The sequence below is a fragment of the Paenibacillus sp. MSJ-34 genome, from assembly GCF_018918005.1.
GTDB lineage: Bacteria > Bacillota > Bacilli > Paenibacillales > Paenibacillaceae > MSJ-34.
In genome coordinates, this window is sequence record NZ_JAHLPR010000048.1 from 33,686 (window position 1) to 52,006 (window position 18,321).

17 protein-coding genes and 1 tRNA gene are annotated in these 18,321 nt (G+C 51.7%); 3 read left to right on the forward strand and 15 right to left on the reverse strand.

Features of this window, described 5'->3' with window-relative positions:
• Positions 1-45: 45 nt before the first annotated feature.
• From KQI79_RS21965 to KQI79_RS22005, 9 genes are all read right to left on the reverse strand, one after another.
• Positions 46-633: a non-ribosomal peptide synthetase module gene (locus KQI79_RS21965; protein WP_216540451.1), complete on the reverse strand. Its 588-nt coding sequence runs from the start codon at positions 631-633 to the stop codon at positions 46-48.
• Between the two features lie 177 nt (positions 634-810).
• Entirely contained in the window at positions 811-1,425 is a 615-nt protein-coding gene (yihA, locus tag KQI79_RS21970; RefSeq protein WP_216540452.1) for a ribosome biogenesis GTP-binding protein YihA/YsxC, read from the reverse strand.
• Between the two features lie 73 nt (positions 1,426-1,498).
• Positions 1,499-3,835 (reverse strand): endopeptidase La, encoded by a 2,337-nt coding sequence (gene lon, locus KQI79_RS21975; RefSeq protein ID WP_216540453.1) that lies wholly within the window; start codon positions 3,833-3,835, stop codon positions 1,499-1,501.
• A gap of 90 nt (positions 3,836-3,925) precedes the next feature.
• The gene (gene lonB, locus KQI79_RS21980; RefSeq protein ID WP_216540454.1) at positions 3,926-5,653 is read right to left on the reverse strand and encodes an ATP-dependent protease LonB; all 1,728 of its coding nucleotides are present in this window, start codon (positions 5,651-5,653) and stop codon (positions 3,926-3,928) included.
• 145 nt (positions 5,654-5,798) lie between these two features.
• On the reverse strand, positions 5,799-6,896 hold the full coding sequence (gene ispG, locus KQI79_RS21985) for a flavodoxin-dependent (E)-4-hydroxy-3-methylbut-2-enyl-diphosphate synthase (RefSeq protein ID WP_216540455.1): 1,098 nt from the start codon (positions 6,894-6,896) through the stop codon (positions 5,799-5,801).
• A gap of 127 nt (positions 6,897-7,023) precedes the next feature.
• Entirely contained in the window at positions 7,024-8,280 is a 1,257-nt protein-coding gene (clpX, locus tag KQI79_RS21990; RefSeq protein WP_216540456.1) for an ATP-dependent protease ATP-binding subunit ClpX, read from the reverse strand.
• A gap of 5 nt (positions 8,281-8,285) precedes the next feature.
• Positions 8,286-8,882 carry an ATP-dependent Clp endopeptidase proteolytic subunit ClpP gene (gene clpP, locus KQI79_RS21995; protein ID WP_216540457.1) on the reverse strand — a complete coding sequence of 199 codons (597 nt, stop codon included), beginning with the start codon at positions 8,880-8,882 and terminating at the stop codon, positions 8,286-8,288.
• Between the two features lie 220 nt (positions 8,883-9,102).
• Positions 9,103-10,389, reverse strand: a complete 1,287-nt coding sequence (gene tig, locus KQI79_RS22000) for a trigger factor (RefSeq protein WP_216540458.1) — start codon at positions 10,387-10,389, stop codon at positions 9,103-9,105.
• Positions 10,390-10,612: 223 nt separating this feature from the next.
• On the reverse strand, positions 10,613-11,455 hold the full coding sequence (locus KQI79_RS22005) for a hypothetical protein (protein ID WP_230191388.1): 843 nt from the start codon (positions 11,453-11,455) through the stop codon (positions 10,613-10,615).
• Positions 11,456-11,717: 262 nt separating this feature from the next.
• On the opposite strand from KQI79_RS22005, the gene KQI79_RS22010 reads away from it, so the two are divergent.
• Positions 11,718-11,794 (forward strand) — tRNA-Arg (locus KQI79_RS22010).
• 596 nt (positions 11,795-12,390) lie between these two features.
• Here KQI79_RS22010 and gerQ read toward each other — a convergent pair.
• The 4 genes from gerQ to KQI79_RS22025 form a co-directional block, all read right to left on the reverse strand.
• Positions 12,391-12,951, reverse strand: coding sequence for a spore coat protein GerQ (gene gerQ / locus KQI79_RS22015; protein ID WP_483311407.1), 561 nt, complete (start codon positions 12,949-12,951; stop codon positions 12,391-12,393).
• A 102-nt stretch (positions 12,952-13,053) separates the two neighbouring features.
• On the reverse strand, positions 13,054-13,476 hold the full coding sequence (locus KQI79_RS22020; protein WP_216540459.1) for a cell wall hydrolase: 423 nt from the start codon (positions 13,474-13,476) through the stop codon (positions 13,054-13,056).
• 140 nt (positions 13,477-13,616) lie between these two features.
• Entirely contained in the window at positions 13,617-13,745 is a 129-nt protein-coding gene (locus tag KQI79_RS28060; RefSeq protein WP_290370023.1) for a hypothetical protein, read from the reverse strand.
• A 12-nt stretch (positions 13,746-13,757) separates the two neighbouring features.
• Positions 13,758-14,099 (reverse strand): hypothetical protein, encoded by a 342-nt coding sequence (locus tag KQI79_RS22025; protein WP_216540460.1) that lies wholly within the window; start codon positions 14,097-14,099, stop codon positions 13,758-13,760.
• A 137-nt stretch (positions 14,100-14,236) separates the two neighbouring features.
• On the opposite strand from KQI79_RS22025, the gene asnB reads away from it, so the two are divergent.
• The gene (gene asnB, locus KQI79_RS22030) at positions 14,237-16,081 is read left to right on the forward strand and encodes an asparagine synthase (glutamine-hydrolyzing) (protein WP_216540461.1); all 1,845 of its coding nucleotides are present in this window, start codon (positions 14,237-14,239) and stop codon (positions 16,079-16,081) included.
• Between the two features lie 77 nt (positions 16,082-16,158).
• Positions 16,159-16,539 (forward strand): YmaF family protein, encoded by a 381-nt coding sequence (locus KQI79_RS22035; protein WP_216540462.1) that lies wholly within the window; start codon positions 16,159-16,161, stop codon positions 16,537-16,539.
• Between the two features lie 73 nt (positions 16,540-16,612).
• Here KQI79_RS22035 and KQI79_RS22040 read toward each other — a convergent pair whose 3' ends face one another.
• On the reverse strand, positions 16,613-17,230 hold the full coding sequence (locus KQI79_RS22040; RefSeq protein WP_216540463.1) for an XTP/dITP diphosphatase: 618 nt from the start codon (positions 17,228-17,230) through the stop codon (positions 16,613-16,615).
• A 58-nt stretch (positions 17,231-17,288) separates the two neighbouring features.
• The gene (rph, locus tag KQI79_RS22045; protein WP_216540464.1) at positions 17,289-18,029 is read right to left on the reverse strand and encodes a ribonuclease PH; all 741 of its coding nucleotides are present in this window, start codon (positions 18,027-18,029) and stop codon (positions 17,289-17,291) included.
• Positions 18,030-18,321 lie beyond the last annotated feature (292 nt).

Genomic DNA, 18,321 nt, shown 5'->3' on the forward strand with positions numbered 1-18,321 from the left:
GGTTGAAGGCTGGATAGGAAAACGCGTTTATCAAAATGATGCCCATTATGCTTCGAGAATAAACAAGCGCTTCGTATAATCTTTCAGCTTCCGGTCGATCTGCGCCACTTGCTCCGGATTGTCGGCAAGATTGCGTAAATCGAGCAACGCGTCAACTTCAGACTGGGTACGCTCAATCTCTTGCTCGACTTGCAATTGATCGAACATCCTCTGCAACTGCCCGGCGGTATCCCGAAGTTCGAACACGGTTTTATCCCGTCCGGCGGCATGCTCGATAATTTTGTTGACAGCCCCTTTGGCATAACGGTATTCCATCGTATAGGCCGAGTAGATCCGGTTCACGATAGCGTCGCCCTTAAATGCGGCGACCGTTTTGCGCATGACATCCGTCAACTTAGGGTTTACCAAGCGGCAAGACATTTCACAGACATATTGTCCGTCCTTTCTTGCAAACGGCAAATGCAACTCCTCTCCTGTACCATCCTCAAGAACGATGTCCTGATTTCCGTTGTCCAGCACCTTCACTTGAAGCTGAACATGTTGTTTCGCAAAACTTTGCAAAAAATCGGTCATTTGAGCTTCCGTTAACTGCAAACTGGCTTTGACATATTCTGTGGCTAACCGCTGAGCCATAAAAATCTCCTCAATTCTTTAATTTCCACCTGTTGATTTTAAACCTTAACTTTATTATACTATATAACTTTATATTATTCCTCCCGGCTTTTTTATGATTTTTCTCCATTTTTCATAAAAAATCGGATTTATGGCGCAAGAAACGCAACTTTTTCTTGCCATACTCGCATTTCGATATCAATTTTCCGCATTCCCTGCCTCATTTTCCTCTCCGGCATAACGTCCGACGATCTCCCAAAGCTCGTCCCGGCCGATGCCTAGCTCGGACGAAAATAAGACGAAAGGCTCTTGCGGATCGAGCCCGAAAGCCTCTTTAATGACTTTCGTATGCTTCGGCCATTGATTGCGCGATATTTTATCCGCTTTTGTCGCCACGACGCATGTAGGCACTTCATAATGAGCGAGCCATTCACGCATCATGACGTCGTCCTTGGACGGCGCGTGGCGCACATCGACGATGAGCAGCACCAGCTTCAGCGGTTCGCGTTCCAGCAAATACCGCTCGATCATTTTGCCCCATTCCTGGCGCAAACTTTTGGAGACTTTGGCAAATCCGTATCCGGGGAAATCGACGAAATACAGTTCCCCGTTAATGCGGTAATAATTCAAATGCTGCGTTTTTCCGGGCTGGCCGCTCGTTCGCGCCAAATTTTTACGATTGATCATCCGGTTGATGAGCGACGATTTCCCGACATTAGAACGCCCTGCCAGAGCGATTTCCGGCAAGGCATCTTCAGGATATTGGTCAGGCCCGACGGCGCTGATCACGAATTCAGCTTGATTTATTTTCATACTCGGTTAACCCTTTCCCGTACGCGAATTCCGTCAAAGGTCGCCGGCGGAGGCGTAAGGCCGAAACGGCCTCTTAATGCGTCTCTACCGGCTTGACAAGCGCATGATCCAGCACTTGATCCATATGGGAAGCAAGCACAAACGTCAGATCGTTTCGGACGCTTTCCGGAATATCGCGCAAATCGCGTTCGTTGTCTTTCGGACATAATATTTTGGTAATGCCTGCGCGATGCGCGGCGAGCGCCTTCTCTTTCAACCCGCCGATCGGCAGTACCCGGCCGCGCAGCGTAATTTCGCCGGTCATCGCGACTTCCTTCGAAACGTAACGGTTCGTGAGGGCGGAGACGAGCGCGGTCGCAATCGTTATGCCCGCGGAAGGTCCGTCTTTCGGAATGGCGCCTTCCGGCACATGAATATGAATATCGTTCTTCTCGTGAAAATCGGGCGCGATGCCAAGTTCCGCCGCTTTGGAACGGGTATAGCTGAATGCGGCCTGCGCCGATTCTTTCATTACGTCGCCGAGTTTGCCCGTGAGCGTCAGCTTGCCGCTTCCCGGCACAACGGTTACCTCCACAGCCAGCGTATCGCCCCCTACTTCGGTCCACGCAAGTCCCGTTACGGTTCCGATCTGGTCTTCGCTTTCCGCCAAACCGTATCTGTATTTCGCGATGCCTAAATAATCTTTCAGCTCTTCCGGAGCGATCGAGATGCTATCGCCGCCCCCGACCACGATTTGTTTGGCCACTTTGCGGCATAAAGACGCCACCTGCTGCTCCAAATTGCGCACGCCGGATTCCCGCGTATATTCGCGAATGATTCGAAGGAGCGTATCTTCGCCGACTTCCAGCTGATCCGGCTCCAAACCGTGTTCTTTCTTCTGCTTCGGCAACAAATAGCGCGAAGCGATTTGCAGCTTCTCCAGCTCGGTATACCCCGGAATATAGAGCATCTCCATCCGGTCCAGCAGCGGGCGGGGAATATTATGCACCGCATTGGCCGTCGTGACGAACATGACACGGGACAGGTCGAACGGAAGCTCGATAAAATGATCGCTAAAAGTGCCGTTTTGTTCGGGATCCAATACTTCGAGCAACGCAGCCGAAGGATCCCCGCGGAAATCGGACGCCATCTTGTCGATTTCATCAAGCAGAAACACCGGATTGAGCGTTCCTGCCGTCTTCATTCCTTGAATGATTCGGCCCGGCATTGCGCCGACGTATGTGCGGCGATGGCCGCGAATTTCCGCTTCGTCGCGGACGCCGCCGAGCGATATGCGCACGAACTCTCTTCCGAGCGATCTGGCAATCGAACGGGCGAGCGACGTTTTGCCGACACCCGGAGGCCCGACAAGGCATAGAATCGGCCCTTTCAGCTTCTTGACCAGCTTCTGGACGGCGAGATATTCCAGAACGCGTTCCTTCGGTTTCTCAAGCCCGTAATGATCCTCATTCAGAATGTTCTCCGCCTTTTGAATATCCAGGTCGTCTTCGGTTTGCTCGGACCACGGCAAGGCGAGCAGCCAATCGATATAGTTGCGGATGACGCCGCTCTCCGCCGACGTGGCCGGCGTTTTTTCCAGCCGGTCGATTTCTTTCGTTATTTTCTCGCGCACCTTCTCCGGCACGTTCTTGTCTTCCAATTGGCCGCGCAATTCTTCGATTTCGCCGGTGCGTCCTTCTTTTTCGCCCAGCTCTTTTTGGATCGCCTTCATCTGTTCGCGCAAGTAGTACTCTTTTTGCGTCTTTTCCATCTGCTTTTTGACGCGTTGGCTAATTTTCCGTTCCAACTCGAGCACTTCGCGTTCGTTGTTCAAAATGTCAAGCAGCTTCTCCAGCCGTTTCGTCACATCGATCGTTTCGAGAATTTCCTGCTTGTCTTTTATTTTGAGAGAGAGATGGCTCGTAATGACATCGGCCAATCGCCCCGGTTCATCAATGTCCGCAACGGCGGCCAGCGTCTCCGGGGTCACCTTCTTCGACAGGCTAATATAATACTCGAACTGATTCAATACGGTGCGCATCAGCGCATCGGTCTCCGGATCGCTCGTCTCCTGTTCGGGAAGTTCCTTGGCGATCACTTCGTAAAATTCTTCGTTTGCCGTATAATCCAATACTTCCGCGCGGACGACTCCTTCGATCAGTACCCGGATCGTTCCGTTCGGCAGCTTCAGCATTTGACGCACTTTGGCCACCGTTCCGAACCGGAAAATATCGTCTTGCCCCGGATCTTCGATGTTCACTTCGGATTGGGAGCAAAGAAGGATCAGGTTATCTTCAACCATCGCTTTTTCCAAAGCCTTGACCGATTTATCCCGCCCTACGTCCAAATGCAGCACCATGCTCGGATAAACTAGCAGTCCCCTTAAAGGCAGCAAAGGGAATCGGCGGCCTTTCGCTTGTTTTGGCCCCATACTTCGGCACCTCCAGTGGCTCGCAATAAGATGTTTCTAACATTTTATCAAATGTTTCAATAAAAAACCAACTATGGGGTATCATGCGCCCTACATGCCGGATTCCGCGTTCCGCGCCTGCTCCGCCGAATCCGCGTGCAGCAGCGGCAACGGCGAACCTGCGAATCGTTCCTTGTCCTTCGGCACATGGCATAACAATTGTTCCGCAACGCTGCCGAACACATGGCGGAACACTTCATCGATCGTCTCTACGGGAATGACTTGCAAGTCGCCCAAATCGGCGAATATTTCCTGCCAGTTCTCCTTCGGTATGATCACCTTCGTCGCGCCCGATTGAAACGCCGCTTCGACCTTGGCGATAATGCCGCCGACCGGCTTCACTTTGCCGTGAATGCTCGCTTCGCCCGTCATCGCCGTTTCGTTGTCCACCGGCAGCTGGGTCATCGCGGAAGCGATCGCCGTGGCCATGGCGATGCCCGCGGAGGGGCCGTCAATCGGCGTCCCGCCGGGGAAATTAATATGAAGATCGTAGCTGTACGGATCCAGGCCAATCGTGCGCAGGACCGTCAGCACATTTTCCACGGAGCCTTTCGCCATGCTTTTTCTCCGCAAGGTGCGGGAACCTCCGCCTAATTCCTCTTCGTCGACCACGCCCGTAATATTATATTTCCCTTGGCCCGGCTTGACGCGAATCGCCGTCACTTCGATCTCAAGCAGCGTGCCCATATTCGGACCGTATACGGCTAGTCCGTTGACGAAGCCGACGCGCGGCTCGGACGGCACTTTGCGATCCGGGCGGGGCGGAATTTGGCTGCTGTTGACGACCCATTCGATGTCGGCCGCTTGAATCGTATCCCGTTTCTCGGATAACGCCAAGCCTGCGGCCAACTGAATGACGTTGACCGCCTCCCGTCCGTTCGTCGCGTAGCGCTTGACCACTTCCACCGCTTCGGGACACGGAGGAAAGCCGATTTTCCTTACGGCGTCCGTTGCGATCAAGCCGATCTCTTCGGCAAGCAGCGGCCGAAAGTAAATTTCCATGCAACGGGATCGAAGGGCGGGCGAAATTTCTTGCGGCAAGCGCGTTGTCGCCCCGACCAGCCGGAAATCGGCCGGCAATCCATTCTGGAAAATATCGTGAATGTAAACGGGAATATTCGTATCTTCGGAGTTGTAATAGGCGCTTTCCAAAAAAACCTTGCGGTCTTCCAGCACCTTTAATAATTTATTCATTTGGACGGGATGCAATTCCCCGATTTCGTCGATAAATAAAATGCCGCCATGCGCTTTCGTAACGGCGCCCGGTTTCGGCTGCGGTATGCCCGCTACGCCCATCGCTCCCGCGCCTTGATAGATCGGATCGTGAACAGAACCGATTAACGGGTCGGCGATGCCCCGCTCGTCAAAACGCGCCGTGGTCGCGTCGATTTCCGTGAATTTGGACTCGGACGTGAACGGGGAATTCGGATTTTTCTTCGCTTCCTCCAGTACGACCCGCGCTGCCGCCGTTTTGCCGACGCCCGGGGGGCCGTATATGATGACATGCTGCGGATTGGCGCTGCATAGCGCCGCCTTCAACGCGCGCAGACCGTCCTTCTGGCCGACGATATCCTGCATCGTATTCGGCCGGGTTTTCTCCGCCAGCGGTTTCGTCAATGAAATCGAGCGCATTTTGCGCAATTTGTCCATTTCTTTGCGCGATTCCCGGTCCACGGCCGTTCTGTTCGTTTTCTGCGAACGCAGTAAATTCCAGAAATACAGACCGATTACGATGGCAAAAAACACTTGAATCAACATTAAAACGATACTTAAATTCATCCCGCTATTCCTCCTCGACGCCGGTTTTTCCCGCAGAACGCAAAAAAAACCGGCAAAAGTCTAATACGTGGTAGTATTGCCTTTTACCGGTTGCGATAACCGTGAGGGACGAATATTTTCGCGTTTTTGGCGGGAAAGCCCGCACTCAATGCTTGCGTCCGGGGATTACGCCCGTTTTTTCGTATACTTCGACGATCCGGTCGATCTCTTGTTTAAGCGCGTCTAGCAATTCCGCCTCCGGTACTTTGCGCACGATTTCGCCGTGCCGGAACAGCAGCCCTTCGCCGCGCGCGCCTGCGATGCCGATATCCGCTTCGCGCGCTTCCCCCGGCCCGTTGACGGCGCAGCCTAATACCGACACCTTGATCGGGGCCTTCACGTTCGCAATGTACGCTTCCACCTCATTGGCGAGCGAGAACAGATCGATGTCAAGCCGTCCGCAAGTCGGGCAAGAAACGAGCGTAGCCGCATTGGAAATCAGCCCGAACGTTTTGAGCAGTTCCCGCGCCACTTTCACTTCTTCTACCGGATCGGCGCTTAACGAGATCCGAATCGTCGAGCCGATGCCCATCGAAAGGAGCGCCCCCAAGCCGGCAGAGCTTTTGACCGTTCCGGAGAACAGCGTACCCGCCTCTGTAATGCCCAAATGCAGCGGATAGTTGAATTTGGCGGCCGCCATCGAATAAGCCTTGATTGCCATCGGCACGTCGGACGCTTTCAACGACACGATAATATCGTGAAAATCCAGTTCCTCCAAAATGCCGATATGGAACAACGCGCTTTCCACCATCGCCTCTGCCGTAGGATAACCGTATTTCTCGATCAAATGATGTTCGAGCGATCCCGCATTGACGCCGATGCGAATCGGAATGCCGCGCTCTTTGCACGCCTTGACGACGGCTTCGACTCTGTCGCGCCGCCCGATATTGCCGGGATTGATGCGTACTTTATCGATGCCGTTCTCGATTGCCGCCAATGCCAATCGGTAATCGAAATGGATGTCGGCCACAAGCGGAATATGGATCTGCTTCTTGATCTCCTTGATCGCCGCGGCGGCGTCCTGGTTATTTACCGTGACCCTGACAATTTGGCAGCCGGCTTCCTCCAAACGCAAAATTTCCTCCACCGTCGCCTTTACATCCGCCGTTTTGGTCGTACACATGCTTTGAATGATGACCTCGTCGCTGCCGCCAATCGTTACGTTGCCTACTTTAACTGGTCTTGTATCTTTCCTCAGGTACATAGATTTTCCTCTCCCGTGAACGCCAAAGCTCCACCCCTCCAACCGATGCAGCGGCGGGAAGCCGCATCTCGGCATAGAGATCGGGTGGAGTGATTGACAGATACTTTTATTTTAGGCGCCGCCTCGATCAGGCGCTCTCTTCTTTTTTCTTGCTTTTTTTGGTCATCAATTCCGGAACGATTTTGTCTTTGACGACTTTTTCCGTAATGACGCAACTGGTCACATCTTCGCGGGAAGGCACTTCGTACATGACGTCTAGCATAATGCCTTCGATTATCGAACGCAATCCGCGGGCGCCCGTGTTCCGATTGATCGCTTCCTTCGCGATCGCTTCCAGCGCCTCCATATCGAATTCCAGCTTCACGTTGTCCATTTCAAGCAGTTTCTGGTACTGCTTCACAAGCGCGTTCTTCGGCTCGGACAAAATGCGGACCAACGTCTTCTCGTCGAGCGGCTCCAGTGTCGAAATGATCGGCAAGCGGCCGACGAATTCGGGAATCAATCCGAATTTGAGCAAATCTTCCGGCAGCACCATCGACAAATATTCGCCCGGCTTCAATTCCTTATGGCTGTCGCCTGCAGCGTTGAAGCCGATCACTTTTTTGCCGATCCGGCGTTTAATCAATTGCTCGAGGCCGTCGAAAGCCCCGCCGCAAATGAACAAAATATTCGTCGTATCGATCTGGATGAATTCCTGATGCGGATGCTTCCGCCCGCCTTGCGGCGGCACCGATGCGACCGTCCCTTCCAATATTTTGAGCAGCGCTTGCTGCACGCCTTCGCCCGACACGTCGCGCGTAATCGAAGGGTTCTCCGATTTGCGCGCCACTTTATCGATTTCATCGATGTAGATGATGCCGCGTTCCGCCTTCTCCACATCGTAATCGGCAGCCTGAATCAGCTTCAACAAAATATTCTCGACGTCCTCGCCGACATAGCCCGCTTCGGTGAGCGAGGTGGCGTCGGCGATGGCGAACGGCACGTTCAAAATTTTGGCCATCGTTTGCGCGAGCAATGTTTTCCCCGAACCGGTCGGTCCGACAAGCAAAATATTGCTCTTCTGAAGTTCGACGTCTTCGATCTTGCTCTGCGAGTTGATCCGTTTATAATGATTGTACATCGCTACGGAAAGCGATTTTTTCGCTTGGTCTTGCCCGATCACGTATTGATCCAGAATATTGCGGATTTCTTTCGGTTTCGGAATATCCTTCAGATCGAGATCCTCGTCGTGCCCGAGTTCTTCCTCCACGATTTCCGTGCAAAGCTCTATGCATTCGTCGCAAATATATACGCCGGGTCCTGCGACCAGCTTGCGCACCTGCTCCTGCGATTTGCCGCAGAAGGAGCATTTTAATTGCCCTTTTTCATCATTGAATTTAAACATTCGTATCACCCCTTATTCATAATGGGACGAGTGAGAATTTCGTCGACCAAGCCGTAAGCTTTCGCTTCTTCCGCACTCATGAAATTGTCACGATCCGTATCGCGTTCTATTTTCTCAAGGGGCTGTCCCGTACAATCCACGTAGATTTGGTTCAGCTTCTGTTTTGTTTTCAGAATCCAGTCGGCATGAATTTTAATATCGGCCGCCTGCCCGCGTACGCCGCCCAAAGGCTGATGGATCATCACTTCGCTGTTCGGCAGCACGTATCGTTTGCCTTTCGCGCCGGCCGTAAGCAACAAGGAACCCATACTGGCCGCCATTCCTACACAAATGGTCGACACGTCCGATTTAATGAAACGCATCGTATCTAAAATGCCAAGCCCCGCCGTAACCGACCCGCCAGGTGAATTGATATACAAGCTGATGTCTTTCTCCGGATCTTCCGCGTCTAGAAACAACAATTGCGCAATCACGAGATTGGCAACATCGTCATCAATCGCGCTCCCCAAAAAAATGATACGGTCCTTCAGCAATCTTGAATATATATCATATGACCGTTCACCGCGATTTGTCTGTTCTACAACCATAGGTACCAGATTCATGCAACCAACCTCTTTTCTTTATAAGCTGTTTCATCCTATTTTAACACGTTCCGATTGCCATGTCATTTTTCCAAGTGGTACAGTTTATGAAGCATGGAAACGGAAATAGAATTCGAAATGCGCGTCAATCTTATGCCACACGGGGAGATGCAATGGATATACGAAGGAAAAAATAAGGCACGCAGCTAATATACGTGCCTTATGGGAAGCCGGTTACTTTTTAATTTTTGCTGTTGTCAACGAGGAACTTGATCGTTTTGCGCAGCGAAACTTCTTCCTTCAAGCTGTCAAGCGAGCCGTTAGCGGCCAAAATATTGCGGATTTCGTCCACCGAACGTTTATACATCTCGGCCATTTTTTCAAGCTCTTCATTGATATCTTCTTCGGTTACTTCGATATTTTCGTCTTTCGCAATTTGTTCGAGCACCAAGTTGTTGCGAACGCGTTTTTCCGCATCGGCGCGCATTTGGTTCTTCATATCGTCCTGAGATTGACCCGAGAAGCTCAGGAACATGTCCAAATTCATTCCCTGCGAACGAAGGCGGTTGTCGAAATCGCGCATCATATGATCCGTTTCCGTCTCGATCATCGCTTCCGGAATATCGATTTCAGCCGCTTCGGCTACTTTTTCGACGATTTCCGCTTCGCGGGCCGCTTCATTTTCTTTTTCTTTGCGTTCTTTCATTTGTTTCGTTAAATCTTGCTTGTACTCTTCCAATGTATCGAATTCGCTCACATCTTTGGCAAACTCGTCGTCGAGAGCCGGAAGCTGCTTGCGTTTGATTTCATGAACTTTTACCTTGAATACCGCAGCTTTGCCGGCCAATTCTTCGGCATGGTAGTTCTCAGGGAACGTTACTTCGACGTCTTTAAAGTCGCCGGTGCCCAAGCCGATCAATTGATCTTCAAACCCTGGAATAAAGCTGTTCGATCCCAATTCCAGCGAATAACGTTCAGCCGTCCCTCCTTCGAACTTCTCGCCGTCGACGGAGCCTTCGAAATCGATCACAACCGTATCGCCGGATTTCGCGGTATCTTCGTCAATGACGGTCAATTCCGCATGGCGCTGCTGCAAGCGTTCCAGTTCGGCGTTCACTTCTTCTTCGGTTACTTCGGCATCCTTCGCAGGAACTTCGATTCCTTTGTATTCCCCAAGTTTCACTTCCGGTTTGACCGTGACTTTCGCTTTGAAGATAAAGCTTTGGCCTTTCCCGAATTGCTCGACATCGACTTCGGGACGATCTACCGGCTCGATTTTCGTTTCTTGCACCGCTTCGGTATACGCTCCAGGAAGCAAAATATCGATCGCGTCTTGGTACAAGCTCTCAACGCCATATCTTGCTTCGAAAATCGGACGAGGCACTTTCCCTTTGCGGAATCCTGGCACGTTTACTTTTTTGACGACTTTTTTGAAAGCCTTGTCCAAAGCGTCGGCAACGCGGTCCGCATCGACTTCGACCTCAAGTACCCCAACGTTCTTCTCTATTTTTTCCCAACTTGCTTTCATTTTATGCATTCCCCTCCAAATAATTAACGTGGGTTCATGCGTATGAATCTTGCGAACATGATCTCATAGCACGATCCAACAATAGTAAACACGATGTATGATTTTATCCGGCTCTCGCACGGAGCGAAAAAAATCGTTCCAAACAACCATTACATTATATACAACATGGCATGTTTTTTCAATCCCGTCAACCGGATTTAGAAAAAAACGTTATCATGCCGGGTCAATCCCCCCCTCCCGGCGTCGTACTCTTCATAAAATCATGCATATGCCTGTAGGCCTGTTCAAAACGAAAACGCAGTTCGTCCGTAATGCCGTAAGCTTCGAGAACGGCTTCCCGCTCGGAACGATCCCCGCCGGATAAAGAATCGTTCATCGCTTGATGCAGCGCGGCGGCCCAAATGTCGATCGAGCGATCGTCATCGTCGAGCATGGTCTCATATACTGCAGTGCCGTACGCCCCCATCGCGAATTGTTCCCACAATTCCTCCGCAAGCAAAGATACGGTAGGATCGTTGATTTCGGTTTGCAGCCTCACCCTCTCCGGCACCGTCAAGATCGACGGGGGAAATTCTTCGAAACGAACGGGAACGGCCTCGATTTCGAGCTTGACCAGCTCCTCCCCCCGATGAAATTCCACGACGCCGGAAGCCCTCCGCTTCTTAAGCGTTTGCAGGATGTGGAACTGTTGCAGCGGATGCAGCTTTTCCGTCTTCAACCACCGCTTCAGCGTATCGTCGATTTGCGGATGGTCGAAATATGTCAACTGTTCGAGCGCCAGCAGTTTCTGAGCGGTTAACGGGCCGCTCGTGACCGATTCCAACGTTTTGGCGACATAATCGCTGTCGCGTTCGATCTTCTCCTGTATATGCCGCTTCATCAGTTCGGCTTCGCCGGCTTCGTCCTCTTCGTCGCTTTCCACAGGCGGCGCAGCCGCATCCGGGAACTCGGCCCGCATCCATTCGAGCAATGCGGTCCATTCATCCTTGTACCGCTCGCTCTCGCCTTGGCAACGCAGCAAAAATTCGAGCAATTCCATCGCTTCCCCGTAACGTTCCGTTTCCAAACAGCGCGTCAGCCGGATTTGGTAATAATCGAGCGTCTTCGGAAATAAAATGATATTGTCCTTTTGAGGTACAGAAGGTTTTGTAATAGGTACACCAACTTTCGTCTGCTCACGTATGCCGCAATTAATTACAGATTATAACCAGTTGAAGGTTCCGACGCAACGCCGCCCGGAATCAAAAAGTTTCTAAAAAAAAGTTGTTGATTTTCTATTTTCCCTATGATATTATAATTCATGTTTCGTCAAAAAAATATTTTCTCTTGTCCCAGTAGCTCAGCTGGATAGAGCAACGGCCTTCTAAGCCGTCGGTCGGGGGTTCGAATCCCTCCTGGGACGCCAGTTTTTATTTAGTATAAAATGTACATACAGCCCGGATCGTTGCTATGAACGATTCGGGCTTTTTCATTTGTTATGGATCGATTCCCGGCCCCGTTTGGGCGTCCATTGGAAAATGTCCAACGAAAATGGCGGATTTATAGATTCTGCCAAGATTCCGTTGGAAAACCTCCAATGGATTTCCGCAATTTCCCCTATTCAACCCCATTTTGGGAATCGTCTATTGGATGAAATCCAATGAAAGGACGTTATGCCGGGGAAAAACGGTGAAAATATTGGACAAAATCCAACGGCAATGATCGATGACAGCTTCCGTCCTATGCCGCGGTCGCTCTCGGCGCAATTTAGCCGGCAAAGGAAACGCTGCCTACGCCAAAGCCGCCGCTAGGCTTAATTCGATGAACCGGCATGGTCTTGCGACAGTCTTCCCCGGAATGAAGCGGCTTTCCGATTCATCAAGGGCCTGCCGGACAAAAGTTCGACGAAGCGAAGCAAAAGTTGACTGTTCAAAACCGCGTCTCGACCTATGTAAACGAATAAAAGCGCAGGCGGACGAATTTACGCCGTTACGATCGCGAATTCGTCCGCTTTTCGATTCATCAGCTCGATTGCTGCTTGCGGGTTGGCGGATTGCCGATCACGCCGGGATACAGGTATGTGAGCGGTTCGTCGAACGTTGCATAGTCGAGATTGACCATCAGCAGAATCGTGCGCATGCCCGTATTCGGGTCGCTTATAATGATATGATCGCGTCCCGCCGCTTCCACGACCCCTCGAAACACTTTCGCGTTCCATTCGCAGTTGTTCTCGTATGTCATATAGAACGTACCGACTTTTCCCAAGTTCAGCCGCAAAATATTTTCAATGTAGGATTGTTGGCCCGTAAGTACGGATGAGGGCAAAACCGTTCCCTGAGGCGTGATCACCCCTCCGCTGGTTACTTGCGGCGGGCAAGCTCCGCCGGCGGCAGGCGACGTCCCGACAGGCGGAAAAGGCAAATTCGGTACGGAAGGCGTTGCCGGAATATTCGGTGCGCCCACCGTTCCCGGCGCGAACGGAAATCCTTGCACATTGCCGCCTCCGGTCGTGCCGGGAGCCGTCGTAGGATAAGATGGGATCACCCCTTCCGGATATTTCGCCGTACCGGGCGCCGCCTGCATTTGATAGCCATAAGGATAGGGGGTTCCCATCCCCGTCATCGTCCCATAATTATAGTTCATTCCACTCATAGGTTCCTCCTCAGAAACTTCAAGTTTTTTGAATTAATAGACTCCTGGGCAATCTTCATAAGTAGGTTGAAAAAAACAATGATTCTTATAAACGCCGGAATTTTGCTGATCGTACCATGTAGCGGGACAGGCGCCGCCCGGCCGAAAAAACCATAGTGAGTTGCTGGCGGGCCATACCCGTTCTCCGCTAATGACTCTCCGGGCCAGACGAATATCCCTGTCTCTCGCCCTTTGATAGAAATATCCTTTCTGCGTCGCTTCAAAGCCTCCCGGGCTCTGAAACACCATTTGCTCCAAATTTCGAATGCCCTGAAAATCCAAGCAATTCGAGAGAACGCGATTGACGCCGACATTCCCGACCATCAGCATCCCTAATTCCCCTTCCCCTTCGGCCTCCGCGCGCATCAAACGCGCCAGCAGCTTCTCGTGTTCGGAGTTCGTATTGATGACGGCCATTGCAGTCCACCCCCTCCCGTATGTGCGTTTAGTCATATACCCATATTCATAGTATTGAGCGAATGCCTAGAGGGTGACTGATTTTTGCCGAAAAAAACTCCCCTTGAAAGGGGAGCCGCTCGATCGCTTGCAAGAAAGGTTTATTTTTTTACGCTTTCGCTCGGATTGTTTTGCGCCGGTTGTTTGGCGTTCTTCGCGATTACTTCTTCCGCGAATTCGGCCTGATGCGAATATTTATTTCCTTTATTCGGTTTATACCGTTCAGCCATCGTTATCCTCCGTTACAAATTCGATTTGAGTTGCTCGCGTATGCCGCTATACGCCAATATTTCCTGCTTGAACGTTTCCCGCTGCCATCGCGCGTCCGTTCGTCCTCCGGAGGCGAACGCCTCGTCGCTTATTTGTTGGTATGCTTCATGAAGATTGTTCTCAAACCAGTCGATCGCCAAATCGGAGTCGTTGCGCACGACCTCCACCATTTCGTATTGATCGATTCCCGTTTTGACAAAATATGCGACCAAAGGAACATCGCCATCGCCGAGCGGCGTCACTTGAACCGCCGCACAGCGTCTGCCGCCCCGTTCCGTTATGCCGCTATATTTCACGCTGTCAATGGAATACATCGCATTCTCCTCTTTTGCCTTTTTCGTAGGTTCCCCTCCGGACATACATTTTATGCCCTTTTTCCGCATATACCTTTTATCATCGCTATATGTTCGGTGGACTGTCTGTCGAATCATGCGGGAAGGAGATGAGCTCGATGTGTGGAATAACAGGTTGGATTGACTGGGAGAGAGATTTGACGCAAGATTCATCCATCCTGGAGAATATGACAGAATCGCTGGCTTTACGGGGACCGGATGCTTCCGGAACGTGGATCTCCGGATCATGCGCTCTCGGGCATCGCCGCTTAAGCGTCATCGATCCGCAGAACGGAGCTCAACCGATGGTGCGCTTTGCCGGCGATCATACCTATTCGATCGTGTATAACGGAGAATTGTATAACGCGGCGGAGCTTCGAGGGGAGTTGGAAGCGCGCGGCCATCGGTTCCGCACGTCATGCGATACGGAAGTGCTGCTTGTTTCCTATATAGAGTGGGGGCCATCTTGCGTGGAACGGTTAAACGGGATTTTCGCCTTTGCCGTCTGGGACGAATCGGAACAGCATTTGTTTCTGGCCCGCGACAGGCTTGGCGTCAAGCCTTTGTTCTATGCGACGGCCGGCGGCGCGTTCATCTTCGGCTCCGAGCCGAAGGCGATTTTGGCTCATCCGAAGGTGGAACCGACGGTCGGACCGGAAGGGCTTGCGGAAATATTCATCGTCGGGCCCGCACGTACGCCCGGCCATGCCGTGTACCGGGAGCTTTCCGAATTGCGTCCGGGATGCTGCCTGTTGTTTCGTCGAAGCGGTTTAAAAATGAACGCCTATTGGAAATTGGAAAGCAGGCCCCATGAAGACGACATAGAGAAAACCGCAGCGCATGTTCGCGATTTGCTGCAAGATACGGTAGAACGGCAATTGGTATCCGACGTGCCGGTATGTTCGCTGTTATCCGGCGGGTTGGATTCAAGCGCGCTGACGGCTCTAGCGGTCGGCTATTACGACAGAACGAAACAAGAGGCGATGAGTACGTATTCGGTCGATTACGTCGATAACGATAAGCATTTTACGGCAAACGTATTTCAACCGAATTCGGATACGCCCTGGATCGAGCGGATGAGCGGCTATCTAGGAACGGAGCATCGCAACGTGCAATTCGATATGCCGGAATTGGTCGAGGCTCTTATTCCGGCCATGCAAGCAAGGGATTTGCCGGGGATGGCGGATATCGACGCTTCCCTCCTATTATTTTGCCGGGAAATTAAAAAGAGCGCGACCGTCGCCATCTCGGGCGAGGCGGCGGATGAAATATTCGGCGGTTATCCGTGGTTTTACCGGGATGAATCGCTGCGGGCCGATACGTTCCCTTGGGCGCTTTATTCCCAACATCGCGCCGACCTGCTCTCGCCGGAAATCGCGGATTGGATTCGCCCGCTAGAATATATTGCGAAGCGGTATGCGGAAGCGCTCGATGAAGTGCCCCGCCTCCCGGGGGAAGACGCGAATAAACAGCGGATGCGCGAAATGTCTTATTTGAACATCACCCGCTTCATGCCTACGCTGCTCGACCGCAAAGACCGAATGAGCATGGGAGCCGGACTGGAGGTTCGCGTTCCGTTCTGCGATCACCGGCTCGTGGAGTACGTGTGGAATATTCCCTGGGAAATCAAAACGGCGGGCGGCAGGGAAAAAGGAATATTGCGCAAAGCGCTGAAAGGCGTCTTGCCGGAGGATGTCCTTCACCGCAAAAAAAGCCCTTATCCGAAAACGCATCATCCCAACTATTTGGCGGCCGTCAAAACATGGTTGAGCAATATATTGGACGATTCCAATTCCCCGCTTCTTCCGTTGATCAATGTGCGTAAAGTGCGGGAGTTGCTCGATTCGGACGCGGCCAATTCCAATTTGCCATGGTTCGGCCAACTGATGAGCGGACCGCAGTTATTCGCCTATTTGGCGCAAGTGGACACATGGTTGAAAACGTATCGCGTGAAAATAAGATAATATCACCAAGCTTCCTATTCGTTCTTGCCACATATGATGATTGTAGCAAGCGATCATAATGAGGAGTGAACGTTTTTATGGAAATACCCGTTACAGGGTTCGTCGTTCATAACGGCGCAGACGACCCGTTGCATTCGCACACGCTTTACATTACAAGTTGGGACGGCAGACCGGTGCACGTCCATTCGTTCTCCGGAGTGACTTCCTTCGACGTCGGTCACCAGCACCGGTATGCCGGCACGACGGAACCGGCGCCTTCGGGCGTTCCGCACGTCCACGAGTATCATACCGTCACTTCGTTCGATGCGGGACATCATCATGTCATTCGCGGCGTGACCGGCCCTGCCGAGCCTTTGCCCGGCGGGGGGCATATCCATTATTTCGAGGGCACTACGACCGTGAACGGAAGCACGCCGCATGTTCATATGTATAGCGGAAGGACCGGAAACGAAGAATAGCCTCGACGCCAAACAAGCACCCCATCCTTATTCCGGATGAGATGCTTGTTTTCATGGGTATGGCGACACGGATTTAACGGGACAGGAGTCCTGTCAATTGCTTGAGCGCCTGTCCGCGATGGCTGATCGCCTGCTTCTCTTCAACCGACAGCTCGGCCATCGTCTTGTGCAAATCCGGCAAATAAAACAACGGATCGTAGCCGAAGCCGCCGGTTCCTCTCGGTTCGACCGTAATATAACCATCGACGGAACCGGTTGCCGTAATCGATTCTTCGCTATCCGGATCGTACAATACGAGCGTGCAAACGAATTGAGCCGCGCTTAACAGCGGGTTCGACTCATCATCGCGCATTTTGCCGAGTTCTTCCAATAACTTTTTGTTATTGTCGGCATCGTTATGATGCTCCCCGGCATAGCGCGCGGAATAGACGCCCGGCGCGCCGTTCAACTTATCGACGCATAGACCGGAATCGTCGGCCAATACGGGAAGCCGCAGCGCCTTGGCTACCGTCTTGGCTTTTTTCATGGCATTCTCTTCAAAGGTCTCGCCATCCTCGACCACATCGGGGATGTCCGGATAGTCGAACATGCTCTCAACACGCTTGCCGAAAGGAGCGAACGCATGCGCGAATTCTTTCACTTTTCCTTGGTTTCTTGTCGCGACTACAATAACGTCTTTTTGCAAATTCATAGCTCGTTCCAACTCCTTAACATGGATATTCAACTGTCGTTCTTCGTTTCAAATATATTTATTTTGCTCCGATTTTTGCGGCGACCGGGCCTAAAGCTTCTTTTTGGATTTCGACCAGTTCAAGAATGCCCAGTTCGGCCAATTCAAGCAACCGATTTAATTCTTCGCGGGCAAACGGCGCTTCCTCCCCCGTTCCTTGCACTTCGACGAACTTCCCGTTGCCTGTCATAACAATATTCATGTCGACTTTGGCTTTCGAATCTTCTTCGTAATTCAAGTCAAGCAATGTTTGGTTATGAATAACGCCAACGCTGACCGACGCCAAAAAATCGGCAATAGGAAACCGGGCTAACTGATGCTGTTCCGCAATTTTGTTGATCGCCATCGCCATCGCCACGAACGAACCGGTAATCGATGTCGTTCTCGTTCCTCCGTCCGCTTGCAACACATCGCAATCAAGCGTAATCGTCCGCTCGCCGAGCGCGTGCAAATCGACGACCGAGCGCAGCGCTCTGCCGATCAATCTTTGAATTTCCATCGTTCTGCCCGACAGTTTGCCTCGAGCGGCCTCGCGTTGGTTGCGGACTTGCGTGGCGCGGGGAAGCATCGAATACTCCGCCGTTACCCATCCTTTGCCTTGCCCTTTCATAAATGGAGGCACCTTCTCATCCACTGTGGCGGTGCAGAGCACTTTCGTGTCCCCCACCTCAATAAGCACCGAACCTTCCGCATATTTGTTCGGATTCGTTATAATGGTAACCGGTCGAAGCTGATCCGTTTTTCGGCCGTGTAATCTCATTCGCCAACCCCCTAAAAGTTTTGTGAGCTGCGCTCCATCGAATCGCTTCGAGCAAAACCTACATCATCGATGTTCGCCTAGTTTTGTCGTCTGCGGTTGTGAAGCGATACTTTAGAATATGTAATTTTTCGACTCCCCTATTCTACCAAAGACGAATGGGAAAAGCACTATTTATAGGATCTCGGAATAAACCGGGCGATTGAGGCTCAATTTGGGGTGCTTGAGTTAAAATTATCGATGTAAACGTGTTTTTGAAAGCAATTTTCAAAAATGCGTATGCTAAAGAACCCGA

What these genes read in the sequence shown, in the direction of transcription:
- KQI79_RS22040 (WP_216540463.1), bottom strand. Translation starts at nt 17,230, where the DNA reads ATGAATTTGCAAAAAGACGTTATTGTAGTCGCGACAAGAAACCAAGGA.
- yihA (WP_216540452.1), bottom strand. Translation starts at nt 1,425, where the DNA reads ATGAAAATAAATCAAGCTGAATTCGTGATCAGCGCCGTCGGGCCTGAC.
- asnB (WP_216540461.1), top strand. Translation starts at nt 14,237, where the DNA reads ATGTGTGGAATAACAGGTTGGATTGACTGGGAGAGAGATTTGACGCAA.
- tig (WP_216540458.1), bottom strand. Translation starts at nt 10,389, where the DNA reads ATGAAAGCAAGTTGGGAAAAAATAGAGAAGAACGTTGGGGTACTTGAG.
- KQI79_RS22035 (WP_216540462.1), top strand. Translation starts at nt 16,159, where the DNA reads ATGGAAATACCCGTTACAGGGTTCGTCGTTCATAACGGCGCAGACGAC.
- KQI79_RS22020 (WP_216540459.1), bottom strand. Translation starts at nt 13,476, where the DNA reads ATGGCCGTCATCAATACGAACTCCGAACACGAGAAGCTGCTGGCGCGT.
- rph (WP_216540464.1), bottom strand. Translation starts at nt 18,029, where the DNA reads ATGAGATTACACGGCCGAAAAACGGATCAGCTTCGACCGGTTACCATT.
- clpP (WP_216540457.1), bottom strand. Translation starts at nt 8,882, where the DNA reads ATGAATCTGGTACCTATGGTTGTAGAACAGACAAATCGCGGTGAACGG.
- KQI79_RS28060 (WP_290370023.1), bottom strand. Translation starts at nt 13,745, where the DNA reads ATGGCTGAACGGTATAAACCGAATAAAGGAAATAAATATTCGCATCAG.
- ispG (WP_216540455.1), bottom strand. Translation starts at nt 6,896, where the DNA reads ATGTACCTGAGGAAAGATACAAGACCAGTTAAAGTAGGCAACGTAACG.
- clpX (WP_216540456.1), bottom strand. Translation starts at nt 8,280, where the DNA reads ATGTTTAAATTCAATGATGAAAAAGGGCAATTAAAATGCTCCTTCTGC.
- KQI79_RS22025 (WP_216540460.1), bottom strand. Translation starts at nt 14,099, where the DNA reads ATGTATTCCATTGACAGCGTGAAATATAGCGGCATAACGGAACGGGGC.
- gerQ (WP_483311407.1), bottom strand. Translation starts at nt 12,951, where the DNA reads ATGCAGGCGGCGCCCGGTACGGCGAAATATCCGGAAGGGGTGATCCCA.
- lon (WP_216540453.1), bottom strand. Translation starts at nt 3,835, where the DNA reads ATGGGGCCAAAACAAGCGAAAGGCCGCCGATTCCCTTTGCTGCCTTTA.
- lonB (WP_216540454.1), bottom strand. Translation starts at nt 5,653, where the DNA reads ATGAATTTAAGTATCGTTTTAATGTTGATTCAAGTGTTTTTTGCCATC.
- KQI79_RS21965 (WP_216540451.1), bottom strand. Translation starts at nt 633, where the DNA reads ATGGCTCAGCGGTTAGCCACAGAATATGTCAAAGCCAGTTTGCAGTTA.